Annotated in this window: 10 protein-coding genes; 1 reads left to right on the top strand and 9 read right to left on the bottom strand. The window is 76.7% G+C overall.

All coding sequences use genetic code 11. From position 1 onward, the window contains the following. Nucleotides 1–62: 62 nt before the first annotated feature. Together AC0693_RS29890 and AC0693_RS29885 are read right to left on the bottom strand one after the other, a co-directional pair. On the bottom strand, nucleotides 63–662 hold the full coding sequence (locus tag AC0693_RS29890) for a hydrolase (RefSeq protein WP_478803383.1): 600 nt from the start codon (nucleotides 660–662) through the stop codon (nucleotides 63–65). A 77-nt stretch (nucleotides 663–739) separates the two neighbouring features. After that, nucleotides 740–1,174 (bottom strand): MarR family winged helix-turn-helix transcriptional regulator, encoded by a 435-nt coding sequence (locus AC0693_RS29885; RefSeq protein ID WP_478740550.1) that lies wholly within the window; start codon nucleotides 1,172–1,174, stop codon nucleotides 740–742. A 120-nt stretch (nucleotides 1,175–1,294) separates the two neighbouring features. On the opposite strand from AC0693_RS29885, the gene AC0693_RS29880 reads away from it, so the two are divergent. Continuing rightward, complete coding sequence (locus AC0693_RS29880; RefSeq protein ID WP_478803382.1) at nucleotides 1,295–2,074, top strand: hypothetical protein; 780 nt, start codon at nucleotides 1,295–1,297, stop codon at nucleotides 2,072–2,074. Between the two features lie 59 nt (nucleotides 2,075–2,133). On the opposite strand, the gene AC0693_RS29875 is transcribed toward AC0693_RS29880, so the two are convergent. The 7 genes from AC0693_RS29875 to AC0693_RS29845 are packed head-to-tail and all read right to left on the bottom strand — an operon-like array spanning nucleotide 2,134 to nucleotide 13,617. Further along, on the bottom strand, nucleotides 2,134–3,417 hold the full coding sequence (locus AC0693_RS29875) for an alkaline phosphatase family protein (protein WP_478803381.1): 1,284 nt from the start codon (nucleotides 3,415–3,417) through the stop codon (nucleotides 2,134–2,136). Between the two features lie 16 nt (nucleotides 3,418–3,433). Further along, on the bottom strand, nucleotides 3,434–4,420 hold the full coding sequence (locus AC0693_RS29870) for a galactokinase (RefSeq protein WP_478803380.1): 987 nt from the start codon (nucleotides 4,418–4,420) through the stop codon (nucleotides 3,434–3,436). After that, a complete protein-coding gene (locus tag AC0693_RS29865) occupies nucleotides 4,417–6,444 on the bottom strand; it encodes a class I SAM-dependent methyltransferase (protein WP_478803379.1) in 2,028 nt (675 codons plus the stop codon). The genes AC0693_RS29870 and AC0693_RS29865 overlap by 4 nt, the downstream gene beginning before the upstream one ends. Next, the gene (locus AC0693_RS29860; protein WP_478803378.1) at nucleotides 6,441–7,706 is read right to left on the bottom strand and encodes a glycosyltransferase; all 1,266 of its coding nucleotides are present in this window, start codon (nucleotides 7,704–7,706) and stop codon (nucleotides 6,441–6,443) included. Before AC0693_RS29860 ends, AC0693_RS29865 begins: the two co-directional genes overlap by 4 nt. Then, on the bottom strand, nucleotides 7,703–8,524 hold the full coding sequence (locus tag AC0693_RS29855) for an alpha/beta fold hydrolase (RefSeq protein WP_478803377.1): 822 nt from the start codon (nucleotides 8,522–8,524) through the stop codon (nucleotides 7,703–7,705). Before AC0693_RS29855 ends, AC0693_RS29860 begins: the two co-directional genes overlap by 4 nt. Before the next feature lie 7 nt (nucleotides 8,525–8,531). Further along, complete coding sequence (locus AC0693_RS29850; RefSeq protein ID WP_356416612.1) at nucleotides 8,532–8,903, bottom strand: acyl carrier protein; 372 nt, start codon at nucleotides 8,901–8,903, stop codon at nucleotides 8,532–8,534. Continuing rightward, nucleotides 8,893–13,617, bottom strand: coding sequence for a beta-ketoacyl synthase N-terminal-like domain-containing protein (locus AC0693_RS29845; protein WP_478803502.1), 4,725 nt, complete (start codon nucleotides 13,615–13,617; stop codon nucleotides 8,893–8,895). The genes AC0693_RS29850 and AC0693_RS29845 overlap by 11 nt, the downstream gene beginning before the upstream one ends. Nucleotides 13,618–13,636 lie beyond the last annotated feature (19 nt).

Below are 13,636 nucleotides of genomic sequence, written 5' to 3'. Positions count from 1 at the left end.
GATCGGCAGGGGCGCTCTGGTGCGGCCGTACGGGCGCGAGCGCGCCCCGAGGCCCCGGCGGTTCAGGATCCCGCGGGCCCGTCGGCCCCGTCCCGGGTGCCGAGGGCCTCGATGATGGCGGCGGTGGAGCTGACCCGGCCCAGGCGCGGGAAGATCTTGCCGAAGGAGTGCGCGTGCGACTGCGCGTCCAGGTCGGTCGTGGCGTCCTCCGCGAAGACCAGGCCGTAGCTGTGCTCCCAGGCCGCCCGGGCGGTGGACTCCACGCCGATGCTCGTCGAGATGCCCGCCAGGACGATCCGGTCGATCCCGCGGCGGCGCAGCTGGAGGTCCAGCTCGGTGCCGGTGAAGGCGCCCCAGTGGCGCTTGGTGATGCGGATGTCGCCCTCGGCGGCCAGCGCGGGGGAGATCTCGCTGAACGCGGCGGGCGGCGCGGCGGACGGGCCGGGCAGATCGGTGTCGGCGACCGGCAGGTCACCGCCGTCGGGGGACCAGGCGACGTTGACGAGGACCACCGGCAGCCGCTCGGCGCGGAAGGCCCGGGCGAGTGCGACGGCCTTCTCCAGGACGTCGTCCGCCGGGCGGGCGGTGGGCAGGGCCAGGATGCCCTGCTGGAGGTCGATCAGGACGAGGGCGGTGTGCGCGTCGAGGTGCAGGTCGCTCATGAGGGTCTCGGTTCCTTCTCGTGGGGCGGGGCGGGGCGGGGCGGGGCCTGGGCCCGGGGGCCGGCCGGTCGGCCGGATCAGCCGTCGGCGAGGCGCTTGAGCAGGCGGATCGCCTCGCGCAGGGTCGTCCGCTCGGCCTCGGTGAGGCGGTCGGCCAGCAGTTCGGCGAGCCGTCCGTAACCGGCTTCCCGGCGCTCGTGGACGGTGGCGCGGCCGCTCTCGGTCAGCGTGATGATCTGTCGGCGCCCGTCGGTCGGGTCGGCGCTGCGCTCGACGTATCCGGCCGCGCGCAGGGCGTTCACCGTGGCGATCATCGACTGCGGCCGGATCCGCTCCGCCCGGGCCAGTTCGGCCGCGGTCGCGGGGCCGTGCTGCTCCAGCTGCTTGAGCGCCGCCACCTGCGACAGGGACAGGCCGCCGGAAGCCGCGACGCGCATCTGGCGCACCACCATGCGGACCGCGAGCTGAAGGTCCTCGGCGGTCTCCCGCAGCTCGCGCTGATCGTCGGACATGCCGGGAGCGTAGGGGGTCGACAGGCAGACTGACAAGGATGCCTGTCGATTTCGCGCGCCGGGTGAATGGCCGGAACGGCCGTCTTTCCGCGCCCGGCGTACGCCGGTAGACCTGCGCCCATGACTGCATCGGACATGACCAGCTTCGACGAGGTCTACGGACTGCCGGACCCCCGCGGGTACTTCGCCCAGCTGGGACCGTACGGCTATCAGGCACCGCACCACGGGCAACGGGTCTTCCGGGACCTGCTCGCCGAAGTGCCCCCCGACGAAAGGGTGATGCTCGACATCTGTTGTTCCTACGGGATCAACGCGGCCCTGGTGAACCACGACGTGACCCTCGACGAGCTGTACCAGCGCTACACCTGCGCCAAGGCCGTCGAGCTGAGCACCCCCGAACTCATCGAATGGGACCGGGAGTTCTACGCCTCCCGGCGGCTGCCCGAGGCCGTCGGGTCCATCGGCGTCGACGTGTCTCGGCCCGCGGTGACGTACGCGCTCGCCGTGGGACTCCTCGACGAGGGCTACTGCGAGAACCTGGAGACCGGCGAACCGGACGAGGAACTGCGCCGGGCCGCCGCCGGAGCCGGTCTGATCACGGTCACGGGCGGGGCCGCCTTCCTTACCGAGCGGACCTTCGGCCGGCTGCTCTCCGCCGTGGGCCGTCCCGTACCGGTCGCCGCCTTCGTGCTGCGCACCTGCGACTTCCGCGGCGTCGTCGCCTGCCTGGAGTCGTACGGGCTGACCGTCGAGCGGAGCGCGCAGACCTACCCGCAGCGCCGGTTCACGGACGAGGAGGAGCAGCGGCGCGCGGTCGAGAGGGTCACCGCGCTCGGCGAGGACCCGGCGGGACGGGAGAGCGCGGGCTGGTACCACACCCGGCTCCACCTCGGCCGCTGAAGCCGGTCCCGGGGGGCCCGCGGCGCGGCCGCGCTTCCCCCGGGACCGGCACACCCTCCCTAGAACCAGGTGGTGGTGAGGGAGAAGGCGGTGGTGGCGCTGGTGGGGGTGGTGTCGGTGGCGGTGATGGTGATCCGGGTGGTGCCGGTGCTCCAGGGAGTTCCGGTGATGCGTCCGGTGGTGGGGTCGAGGGTGAAGCCGAAGGGAAGGCCGGTGGCGCTCCAGCGGAGCGGGGCGCGGCCGCCGGTGGCGGTCAGCCGGATCGTGCAGGACCGGGCGAACGTGCAGGTCTGCGGGCCGGGGTCGGTGATCTTGAGGTCACCGGCCGTCGGGGTGGGGGTGGGAGTAGGTGTGGGGGTGGGCGTCGGCGTAGGGCTCGCGGTCGCCGTGGGCGTGGGCGTCGGGTCGGTGCCCGGCGCGAAGACCTCGCTGATCGGCGCCACGTTCGCCGCGTTCCCCGCGTGGGAGGTGGTCCCGGCCAGGTCCTCCAGCGTGCGCAGCAGGTGGTGGTGGCTGTAGGCGGTGGCGTACCGGCCGGTCTTCACCTGGGCGCCGTAGAACACGGTCGCGATCTGGTTCGAGCCGAGGTAGTTGTCCTCGTCCCAGGTCAGCACCAGCAGGCTGTTGTGGGATCCGGCCCACTGCGCGTACCCGTCCAGGCCGTTCTTCGTCCAGGTGTCGCCGGTTCCCACCGCGCAGTCGTGCATGTCGTTGCACAGGTTCGGCACGACGAAGGACAGCTGCGGCAGCGCGCCGTAGTCGCCCTGCGGGAACTGCGCCCACGTCTTGCCCGTGTTCAGCGGCACGTTCTTGAAGGCGAACCACGGATTGTGCTTCTGCGCGTACTTCCCGGCCGAGCAGGCGGTGGAGCCCTCGGCCGGCAGGTCCTCGTTGTACGTCGCGAAGGTCTTCCCCGCCGCGATCACCTCCTGGCCGAGGTTGGCCGCCGTCATCGACTGCGCCGTGTAGCAGCCGTCCCCGGTGATGCCCTGGGTGGCCCCGGAGAAGAGGTTGAAGTAGTTCGGCTGGCTGGGGTGGGTGAGCGCCTTCATGTTGGTCAGGCTCGCGCCGCCGCTCGCCAGCTGGTTGATGTAGGGCGCGCCGGAGTTGCCGATCACCTCGCCGTACTGCTTGTTCTCGAAGACGACGACCACCACGTGGTCGTAGGCGGGCAGCGCCGCCGCGGACGTGCTCTCCGCCGCCTGCGAGTTGGCCATGCCGAACGCGCCGAGCAGGCCGAGCGCGCCGAGCGCCGCGAGGAGCGCGGACCAGCGGCCCCGCGACGGGCGTGCTCCGGGCCCCGGGGGGACGGCGGGTGGTGTGGCCGGTGAAGGTCTGGGCATGGGTCGTCTCTCCTTCTCATTCCTCGCGCCGGGCCGCACCGGCCACGACGATGTTCAGGAAGCGCGGCACGGGCCTCGGCAGTGCGCGGAACCGCGCCGCGACCGCCGCCCGCGCGTCCGCCACCCCGTCCTCGGGCAGCCGCACCACGACCGCCCGCCCGGGCCGCGCCCCCGGCTGCCAGACGTCGAGCGCCCCGGCCCGCCGCGCGCACGCCACGGCCCGGTCCCGGTCCGCGGCCCGGTCGGCGGCCGCCCCGCGCACGGCGATCAGCACCAGCCGGGTTCCGGATGCGGCCGGATCGAATCCGACGTGCCGCGGGGGCCCGCCGGGGTCGCCTCCGGCCCGGGCGCCCTCGGCCAGTGCGTGACCGGGCCGGGCGAAGAGCACGGCGCGGCGCAGTGCGCCGTCCCCGTCCGGCAGCGCCCGCGCGAGCAGCCGGGCGAGCTCCGCGCGGGACGGCTCGGCGCCGGGCGGAGCGTCCGGCTCCCCGGTGGGGTCGCCGGGCGGCGCGCCGGGCGAGCCCGGCGGTACCGTCCGCGGGTGTACGTCGGCCACGGCCAGCGCGACCGCGCAGTCCGCGGGCTCCGCGAGGGCCAGCCCGGCGGCCGCGCTGAGCGAGCCCTGCACGTGCAGGTCGGTCCCGCCGCGCCCGTACCCCGCCCGGGCCAGGGCGCGCAGCAGGGCGTAGGTCCGGACGGCCCAGTCGGGGGCGGTGACGGGCGGACCCGACAGGGAGAGCGGCAGGTCGCAGCTGTGCGCGGGATGGCTGAGCGAGCTGAGCCGCACGACGCCGTCCTCGCGGGGCGCCGCCGCGGCGGCCACCGGCCACCCGGCCGCCACCACCAGCCCGGACGCGCCGAGGCGGAAGGCGTGCGGGGCGCTCCACACGGCGGTGGGCGGCCTGCCGTGCGCGGCTTCGAGGGCGTGGGCGACGAGGCGGAACAACGGGTCGGCGGTCGCGCTCCGGGCCAGGCCGGGACCCCCCGCCACCACCCCGGTCACCGGCCGCCTCCCGGGGTCGCGGGCGGTGCGGTGTCCGGACCGGGGCCCTGTCCGGGGTCCGGGGCCGCCGGCTCCTTGCTGGCCAGCATCCGGTAGGCGTTGCCGCCGTCCGCGCGCCGGGCGGCGGCGCTGCGCAGCGCGTCGAGCACCGCCGCGCCGGCGAAGCAGGGCAGCGCGGCCGTCCGTACCGCGTGGCGCACGGCCCGCCGTACGGGCGGCAGGGCGGGCGCCCAGGGGCGTCCCGGGTCCGGCGCGAGCCGGGTCACGGTCAGCGCCACCGCGCCGAAGAAGTCGTTGCCCTGGTGCGCCGGCCCGTGCTCCTCGGCCAGGACGGTGAACCCCCGATCGGCCAGCGCCCCGCGCAGGTTCGCCGCCGGGATCAGGTGCTGGTGCTGCGGCTGGAACCAGGGCAGCCAGGCCGACCCCAGCAGCCGGCCCATCCGGGAGCCGGGGTCGGGGAGTTCGATCGCCAGAAGCCCGCCCGGCGCCAAGACGGCGGCGGCCGCGTCCAGTTCGGCGAAGGGGTCCCGGGTGTGCTCCAGGTAGTGGTACATGCTGACCACCTCGTACTGGCCCGCCAGTTTCGCGGCGAAGTCCGGGAACTGGCCCTGGAACCCGGTGTCCACCCAGCCGCGCCGCTCCGCCTCGCGGACCCCGTCGCCCATGTCCAGGCCGTCGAACCGGGTCCGCGGCCAGACGCTCCGCGCCGCGTTGCAGAAATGACCGTGCCCGGTGCCGACGTCGAGCCAGGACCCGGGCCCGGCCGCCCGGGCCGCGTGCGGCGCAGGGGCAGCGTCGGCCCGGTCGGCCGCCGCTCCCGGTGCGACGTACGGTCGCAGCAGGGCGGCGCGGTCCCGGTAGGTCGCCCCCATCCGGCCGAAGACGGCCCCCGCGCCCTCACCGCCCTCGCCGTCGTAGAAGTCCCGGTAGTAGAACTCCAGCCCCTCCACCGTGAGCCGGGGGTTCTGGAACACGTGGCCGCACTCCCCGCACTCGTCCAGGGTGAAGCGGCCCGGTTTGCCCTGGAGCAGGTCGGGCACCGTGACCCGGACCGCGAGCGAACCCGACCCGCACCAGGGGCAGTCGGCGCGGCGCGGTTCGAGGAACCGGTCCGTCCCGGCGGCCAGATCGGCGCGGTAGCGCTCCCGGCGCTCCCGCTCCCGGGCGGCTTCCGCGGGGTCGGCGGCGGTGTCCGGCGCGGCGGCGGCCGCGGCGGTCCGCAGCGCCGCGCCCAGCGAGCGCAGCGGCCGGGCGGCCGTGTCCCGGACCAGGGACGCGGGCCTCAGCGCTCCGGCGGGGCCGCCCAGGACGGCGTACGGCTGGAGCCAGTACAGCCCCGCCGCCACCCTTCCCCAGGCGCCCTGGCGCAGCGCCACTCCGGTCAGCAGGGCCAGCCCGGCCACTTGCGCGGCGGCCAGCGGGCCCGGCGGCAGCCCGTGGGCGCGCAGCTCGGCGGCGCCCGCCCGGCGCGGGCCCGGGCCGCAGGACAGCCCGGGTGCGACGGCGGTCCCGGTGGCGTCGGCGGCGTACTCCTTGAGCGTGTGCACGAGGGTGATCAGCCGCGCCGGGTCCGCGCCCTCCCAGGCCTCTGGGTCGATGCCCGCCCGGGCGAGGACCTCCTCGGCGACGAGGACGGCGTACCCGGCCCCGCGGCCCCGCGCGAGCCGGTCGCCCGGGTACGAGGCCGGGTCGAGCAGCCGCAGCAGGCCCAGGACGGACTCCGCGCCGAGGTCCGCCGGGATCAGGTCCAGCACCCGCAGCCCTTCCCGCTCGGCGTGCGCGCAGGCGCTGAGGAAGGTGGCGCCGTCGGCCCCGGTCCCGCGCGCGGTGAGCAGCCGCCACCCGGCGGCCCGGGGCAGTGCGGCGGCGGATGGGGCGCCGGGCAGGACGGGCACCGCACGCGCCCGTCGGCGGGCGCGCGCGGTACCCGCGCCGAGGGCGGCGACGAGCAACGCGGAGGTCCAGGGGACGCGGTGCGTCCACGGCCGGCGCAGCGGACGACGGGGGAGGGAGAACGGCTTCACAGTGTCTTCTCCAACCTGTCGGCCGCGGCGGCGGCTCCGCCCGCCGCGGCGAAGGAGGCCTGGATGCGACGGGCGGCCCGGCGGGGACCGGGCTCGTCCAGCACGGCCGTCAGCGCGTCGCGCACTTCCTCGGCCTGGGCCCGGCCGAACCGCACCCGGACACCGGCACCCGCATCGGTGACCTGCCGGGCCACGATCGGCTGGTCGTCCCGGATGGGCGCGACCACCAGGGGCAGCCCGTGCGCGAGGCTCTCGCAGACCGTGTTGTGCCCCGCGTGGCAGACCACCGCGTCCAGATGCGGCAGCAACTCCAGCTGCGGCACGCTCTCCCGCCACAGCACGGTGTCCCGCGGCGCTGCGCCGTCCCGGAGCGGCAGGGGGTCCGCGGCCCGCCCGGCGCCCGGCTCCGGGAACCGCCCCGCCAGTGCGGCGGGTGCGGCCAGGACCAGCTGCACGGACGCGGCGAGCCGGTCGGCCGCGCCGAGCACGGCGGCGTAGAACCGCTCGCCCGCGGCGCCGTTGAGCGTCCCGAGGGAGACCAGCACGCGCCGCCGGTCGGGGTCGAGCCGGTGCCAGGGGAAGTCCGGCGCGGCCGGACGCGCCCCGAAGGCGGGTCCGACGAAGGCGTAGTGCGCCGGGAACGGCGCCTGCGTGCCGATGAGTTCGGGAGTGGAGAAGACCAGCACGAGCCGGTCCGAGAAACGGGGGTCCCACCCCGCGCCCGCCCCACCGTCCCCGGCCCGCCCGGCTCCCGGCCCGGTCTCGGCGAGCAGTCCCGCGATCTGGTCGCCCACCCACTCGCCGATCCGGGGGAACCCGTCGAAGGGCCGGGCGAACTCGGCCGAGGTACTGGCCGAGGTGACCCACGGCACCCCCAGCCGGCGCGCCACCACCGGCCCCGCCAGGGCCTGTTGGTCGGCGACCAGCACGTCCGGCCGGAAGGTCCGCACCGCCTCCGTGACCCCCGGCACCATCGCCCGGGCGAGCGGCACCAGGGCCTCCTCCCAGAGGAAGCGCAGCGCCCGGACCCCGCGCAGGTCGCGCCAGCGCTCGTGCAGATCGGCGTAGCCCCCGCCGCCCGGCACCTGCCCGGCGGCGTCCCCGGCGGGCAGCACGCGGGCGTGCGCGGGCAGCAGCCGGGCCAGCGCCGCGGCGGGGCCGGTCCAGGCGACCTCGTGCCCGCGCGCCGCCAGCTCGGCGCCGACGGCGGCGGTCGGATTGACGTGGCCCGCCAGCGGCGGAACCGTGAACAGCACCCTCATCGGACCAGCGCTCCCGCCCGGCGCGCCGCGACCTCGTCGAGGTGGGCGAGTACGGACTTCCGCAGCGCCCCGCTGCTCTCCTTGAGGACGTCGTGGCCGAGGCCGGGCAGGATCTCCACCGAGCAGGGACCCGCGGCGTGCCGCACCAGTTCCCTTGCGCCCGGCACCAGTTCGGAGTGTTCGCCGCAGACCGCGAGCACCGGGCAGCGCAGTCGCGCGTAGTCGGCCGGGGTGAAGGCGCGCCCGGCCGCGATGTCGTCGATCAGGCTGGTCCGGTTCAGGAGTTCGTCGGCGGTCGCCGTGAGGGAGGCCGCCTTGCGCAGGCGCAGCGCCCGCAGCTCGGCGGGCACCTCGCTGTCCTCCAGGCTCAGCGCGGCGGCCGAGAGGGTGTCCACCATGTTCTCCACCCAGGCCCCGCTGAGCGGCGGTTCGAGCAGGGTGAGTCCGACGACCAGGTCGGGCCGGGCCAGGGCGGCGTGCACGGCGAGCGTGCCGCCGTAACTGTTGCCGACCAGGTGGACCGGCCGGTGCGCCAGGCCGAGGGCGCCGAGCAGGGCGACCAGGTCGCGCACGGCCGTGGCGCTGTCGTACCCGGTGGGCGGCCGCTCGCTGCGGCCGTGGCCGCGCAGGTCGTAGAGGACCGCCTCGTGGCCCGCGCGGGCGACCGGCACGGCGAGCGGGCAGTAGAAGGAGGAGAGGTTGTCGACGACGAGCCCGTGCAGGAAGACGACCACCGGCCGGTCGGCGTCGTCGGCGCCCGCCGCGGCGGGCAGCCGCTGGACGTGGAAGGCGAGGGAATGCGCGAGGACGTGGGCCACGGCGGGCTCAGCCGGCCGTGACGGGGTGCGCGGCGGATCCACCGGACCGGGCCGGCGCGCCCGGTGCGGCGGCGAGCGGGCGCCGGGTGACGCGGCCGATGTGCGTGACGAGATCGCCCAGCGACATGGCGAGAACGGCCTCCATGTCCTTCTCGGCTAGGAAGCCCATCAGGTCGACGTCCGCGCCGTAGTGCGTATGGAGCTGCTCCGCCAGCGCCACGAACTCGATGCTCTCCAGGGCCAGATCGTCGTTGAAGGTGGTCGCCATCGTGACCTCTTCGGCGAGCAGGAACTCGTCACCGACGATCTCGACGAGCATGCCGGTGATCTCGGCGAGGATGCGGGCGTGGGCGGGGGAGCCGGGGACGTCAGATGCCATGGGTGAACTCCGTGGGGTGGGAGGGGACGGGAACGGATCCGGTCGGGGGCGCGGTCCAGGCCACGATGTGATCGAGGGGCGGGCCGCTTTCGGCGGGCAGGACGGCGGTCCGCACCAGGCGGGCCCGCCCGTCCGGGGCGAGCACCCGCAGCCCGCCGGGCTCCACGGCGCTCACCCGCCAGGCGCGGGGCCGGCCGCCCAGCCCGGTGCCCGCCGCCTTGGCGGCGGCTTCCTTCGCGCACCACAGCGCGGTGAGCGCGGCCGCCGGATCCGCTCCGTCGCGCTCCGCGAGCAGCTCCGCGAGCCGTGCCTCGTCCGGCCCGAACGCGATCCGGAGCAGGGCCGCGGGGTCGGTGGTCACCGTTTCGACGTCGATGCCGACGGGCCCGGTGGGGTGGGCCAGGGCGACCGCGAGCCGGTCCTTGTGCGCGAGGGACAGCCGGACCCCCGCCGCGAGCGGCCCGCCGGGCACCGGGCGCCCCTGGGCGTCGTTGCCGACGGGCACTTCGACGGGGAACACGGGACCCGCCCCGCCGTCCCACAGGAGCCCGCGCAGCGCGTCCTTGGCGGCGATCCGGCCCAGCAGCCAGGGCGCCCGGGCGCGCGGGGCGAGCCCTTCGTACACCGTCCGTTCGGCGGCCCCGAGGTAGCGGCGCATCACCAGCTCCTGCGAGGCGGGGTCGGTCCAGCGCCGCCGGGCCGCGCACCAGCCGCCGGGCTGCGGTTCGCCGATCCCGCACACCTCCGGGGTGAACTTCATCGGCCACACCCGCTCGTCGGCGGCGAACCGGCGGTACGTCCACCCCTCGATCCGGGCCCGCAGGGCGCCGCTCCGGCCGTCCCGCAGCTCGACGTCGCCGAGCACGGTCAGGTCACGGACCTCGCGCACCCGGGCGACCGCCTCGACGAGGGAACCGGGGGCGGGCGGGGGACCGTAGAAGCGGATCCGCTCGATGGTGGCCGGGAAGACCAACCGGTCCACGGGGAGCCGCAGTTGCATCCAGTGGCCGAAGAGCTGCCCGGCCGCGTCGAGGAGGGCGCCGGGCGCGGGCAGCGCCCGCAACACCCCGCGGATGCCGTCCGCGGCGACCGCCCGCACCTCGTGCACCCCGGCGAAGCCCGGCCCGTGGAACATCCACCGGTCGCGGTAGAGCGCCTCCGCGCTGACGGGGGCGGGTTGTTCGGCCGTCAGCGGCCGGGGCCCGGAGCCGTCGGCCGCGGGCGGTGCGCCGTGGCGCGCGCCGACGAGGACGGTCACGACGGCGCAGTCGCCGAGCGTGACGCGGAACCGGCCGGGCCCCTCGGGCCGTACGCCGACGTCGATCCGGACGGCGGGCTCGACGGCCAGCCAGCGCAGGGCCCGGACGTCCTCGTAACCGACCACCACGGACCCGGCGGGCGCGGCGCGCAAGGCGGCGTCGGCGGCGAGTTCCAGCATGGTCGTCATGGGGACGACGGGGAAGCGGTCGGCGGCCTCCGGCCAGTCGGCGGGCTGCTCGTAGACGCAGTGGTCGCGGACGTAGGGCAGCGTGTCCAGCGACAGCGTGAGGGTGTGGTGCGTGCCGGCCGGCTGAGGGGGGCGCGGCGTGGGTGGGGGAGCGTGCCGGGGAGCGGGAACCGGCCGGGACCAGGCCTCGGTGACCGAACGGGCCGCGGTCCGCGAGGCGTCGAGGACCGCGTCCAGCGCGGCCAGCAGGGGCGCCGAGCCGTCCGGCAGCGTCCGCGGCACGGGGTCCGCGGAGCGGGGCGGGGACGGGGGCGGGGACCCGAGCGGGGGTCCGGGCGGGGCGGTCCGCGCGTCCGTCGCCGGGCCCAGCAGCCCGCGGGCCGCGCCTCCGAGCCGGACCAGCGGCGACCCCAGGTCCAGCGTCATCGCGGCCCGGGCCGGCCGCCCGGGAGCCGGTTCCGGGGCCGATGCCGGGGCCGGACGCGTGACCGGTGCCTTCGGGGAGCCGCCGAGCCGCTCCCAGCGCGGGGCCAGACCCTCCGTCCACAGGGCCGCCGCCGTGCGCCGCAGCGCGGCCGTACCGGAGAGGCGCGGTGCGGACGTGGCGACCGCCAGGTGGGGCTGGTCGCGCAGGGTGTCCTCGACGAACCCGGGCAGGCTGCCCGGCCCCATGGTCACGAACGCCCGTACGCCCGCCTCCTCGTAGAGCCGCAGGGTCAGCGTGCGGAAGTCGACGGGTTCCAGCAGGTGCCGGACCACCAACTCGCGCACCTCGTCCGGCGCCTGAGGGAAAGGGGATCCGGTGGTCGCCGACCACACGGGCACGGTCGGCGGCCGGATCGGCAGCCGGTCGAAGGCGGCGCGCACCTGCCCCAGGTACGGCTCCCACATCGGCGTGTGGAAGCCGGACCGGAACGGCAGTTCCTGCCCCAGCACGCCGTCCCGGGACAACCGTTCCAGCACCCCGGCCACCTGCGCGGGCTCCCCGCAGATCACCGACTGGTGCGGGCAGTTGTCGTGGCTGACCACCACCCGGTCCAGCCCGTGCAGGGCCGCCCGCGCCCGCCGCGCACCGCAGCCGACGGCGGCGTACACGAGGTCGGGCACGGTGAGCGAACCCGGCCGCAGCGAGCCGAGGAAGGCGTCCACCGCCTGGCGCGGGTACATCCCGGCGGCGACCATCGCCGCCCACTCGCCGAGGCTGTGACCCGCCAGTACATCGGGCTCGATGCCGAGTTCCGGCAGCACGCGGGCGAAGAAGCGGCCGGTGGCGAGGGCGTCGAGGGCCCGCTCGATCAGCTCGCCGCCCCGGCCGAGCCGTGGCGGCTCCAGCGCGAACCGGTCGGCCACGTCGTCGAGGACCGGGGCGAACTCCGGTTCCAGCCCCGGGAAGAGGAAGGCCACCCGGCCTGGGGACCGCTGTCCGGCGGTGTCCCGGGAGAGCAGCGGCTCGGGCGTGAACCACACGTCCCCGCGGCCGCGCCAGGCCCGGCCGCGCGCCACCACCTTCGCGGCCAGCGCGAGCCGTTGCGGGGTGGGCCCGAGCACCGCGAGCCGGTACGGGCCCCCTTCGGCCCCGCCCTCCGCGTCGAGGCGCCCCCCGGTCCCGGTCCGGTCCCCGCCCCCGCCCCCGTGACCGTCCTCGTGACCGGAACCCGTCCCGCCCGAGCGCTCCGCCGCCAGGAGCCCGGCCAGCCGCTCCGGCGTCCGTGCCGTCAGCAGCAGGACCCCGTCCCGCAGGAGGACCCCGTCCCGAGGGGTTACGTCGTCCCCCGCGCCGGGGTCCGTCATGGGAGTGGCGGCCCGGCCCGGCCCGCGCACCGGCCCTCCCGCGCCCAGCGGCAGGAACCGGCGCCCGGCGGCCGCGCTCCGGGCGGCGCCCGCGCCCGGAGCCTCCTCCAGCACCACGTGGGCGTTGATCCCGCCGAAGCCGAAGGCGTTCACCCCGGCCCGGCGGGGCGCCGTGCCGCGCTCCCACGGCTGCGCCCGGGTCACCGGCCGCATCCGGGTCCGGGCGAGGGCCTCGTGCGGCTCCTCGACGTGCAGGGTGGGCGGCAGCACCCCCTCGTGCACCGCCAAGGCGGCCTTGATCAGGCCCGCCATCCCCGAGGCCTGCATCGTGTGTCCGAGCATCGACTTCACCGAGCCGAGCCCCACCTCCCGGCGCCCGGCCACGGGCGGGCCGAACACCTGCGCCAGCGTGTCCAGTTCGGCCGCGTCACCAACCGGTGTGCCGGTGCCGTGCGCCTCCAGCAGCCCCAGCGCGTCGGCGGCCCGCGGATCCAGGCCGGCCTCCCGCCAGGCCCGCTCCAGGGCCCGCACCTGGCCCGCGACCAGCGGGCTCATCAGGCTCGCGGCCCGGCCGTCACCGGCCACCCCCGTGCCCCGGACCACGGCGTAGATCCGGTCCCCGTCCCGCTGCGCGTCCGCCAGCCGCTTGAGCAGCACCACCCCGGTGCCCTCGGACAACAGGGTGCCGTCCGCCCGGCGGTCGAAGGGCCGGATCGTCTCGCTCGGGCTCAGCGCCCGCAGCTGCGTGAACACGCTCCACAGCGTGGCGATGTGGCAGTGGTGGGCGGCGCCCGCGACCACCAGGTCGCAGCGCCCGCCCGCCAGCAGCCCCACGGCCTGGTCCACCGCGAGCAGCGAGGAGGCGCAGGCCGCGTCCAGGGTGTAGGCGGGTCCGCGGAAGTCCAGCCGGTTCGCGGTCCGGGCCGCGGTGAAGCTCGGTACGAGACCGATGGAGGCGTCCGGCCGCTCCGGGCCCAGGGCGTCCTGGAACGCGGCGCGCACCTCGGCGATCCTCCGCTCGCCCAGATCGGGCGCCAGCTCGCGCAGCGTCTGCGCCACCTGGTGCGCGGTGCGCACGCGCTGGTCCAGCCGGGCGGTGGCGACCCCCATGAACCCGCCGCGCCCGAGCACCACCCCGATCCGGGAGCGGTCCGCGGGCAGCCGGTCCTCCCCGCCCGCGTCGGCGATCGCCTCGGCCGTCGCGTGCAGGGCGAGCAACTGGTCCGGTTCGGCGCCCTCGACGGTGGCGGGCATGATGCCGAAACGGGTCGGGTCGAAGGCCGCGAGCCCGTCCACGAAACCGCCGCGGCGGCAGTAGAATCGGTCCCCGGCCGGGGCCCCCGCGGCGCCGGACGGGTCGTAGTACACCTCCGGGTCCCAGCGCTCCGGCGGGACCTCGCCGATGGCGTCCGTACCGGCGAGCAGGTTGCGGCGGTAGGCCCGCAGGTCGGCGGCGCCGGGGAAGACGGCGCCCATGCCGACGATCGCCGCGTCC

This window comes from Streptomyces sp. NPDC043876 (genome assembly GCF_056435825.1).
The sequence above is the reverse complement of the archived record's forward strand: the minus strand, read 5'-3'. Positions and strand labels throughout refer to the sequence as shown.

What these genes read in the sequence shown, in the direction of transcription:
- AC0693_RS29880 (WP_478803382.1), top strand. Translation starts at nt 1,295, where the DNA reads ATGACTGCATCGGACATGACCAGCTTCGACGAGGTCTACGGACTGCCG.
- AC0693_RS29875 (WP_478803381.1), bottom strand. Translation starts at nt 3,417, where the DNA reads ATGCCCAGACCTTCACCGGCCACACCACCCGCCGTCCCCCCGGGGCCC.
- AC0693_RS29885 (WP_478740550.1), bottom strand. Translation starts at nt 1,174, where the DNA reads ATGTCCGACGATCAGCGCGAGCTGCGGGAGACCGCCGAGGACCTTCAG.
- AC0693_RS29845 (WP_478803502.1), bottom strand. Translation starts at nt 13,617, where the DNA reads ATGGGCGCCGTCTTCCCCGGCGCCGCCGACCTGCGGGCCTACCGCCGC.
- AC0693_RS29860 (WP_478803378.1), bottom strand. Translation starts at nt 7,706, where the DNA reads ATGAGGGTGCTGTTCACGGTTCCGCCGCTGGCGGGCCACGTCAATCCG.
- AC0693_RS29850 (WP_356416612.1), bottom strand. Translation starts at nt 8,903, where the DNA reads ATGGCATCTGACGTCCCCGGCTCCCCCGCCCACGCCCGCATCCTCGCC.
- AC0693_RS29890 (WP_478803383.1), bottom strand. Translation starts at nt 662, where the DNA reads ATGAGCGACCTGCACCTCGACGCGCACACCGCCCTCGTCCTGATCGAC.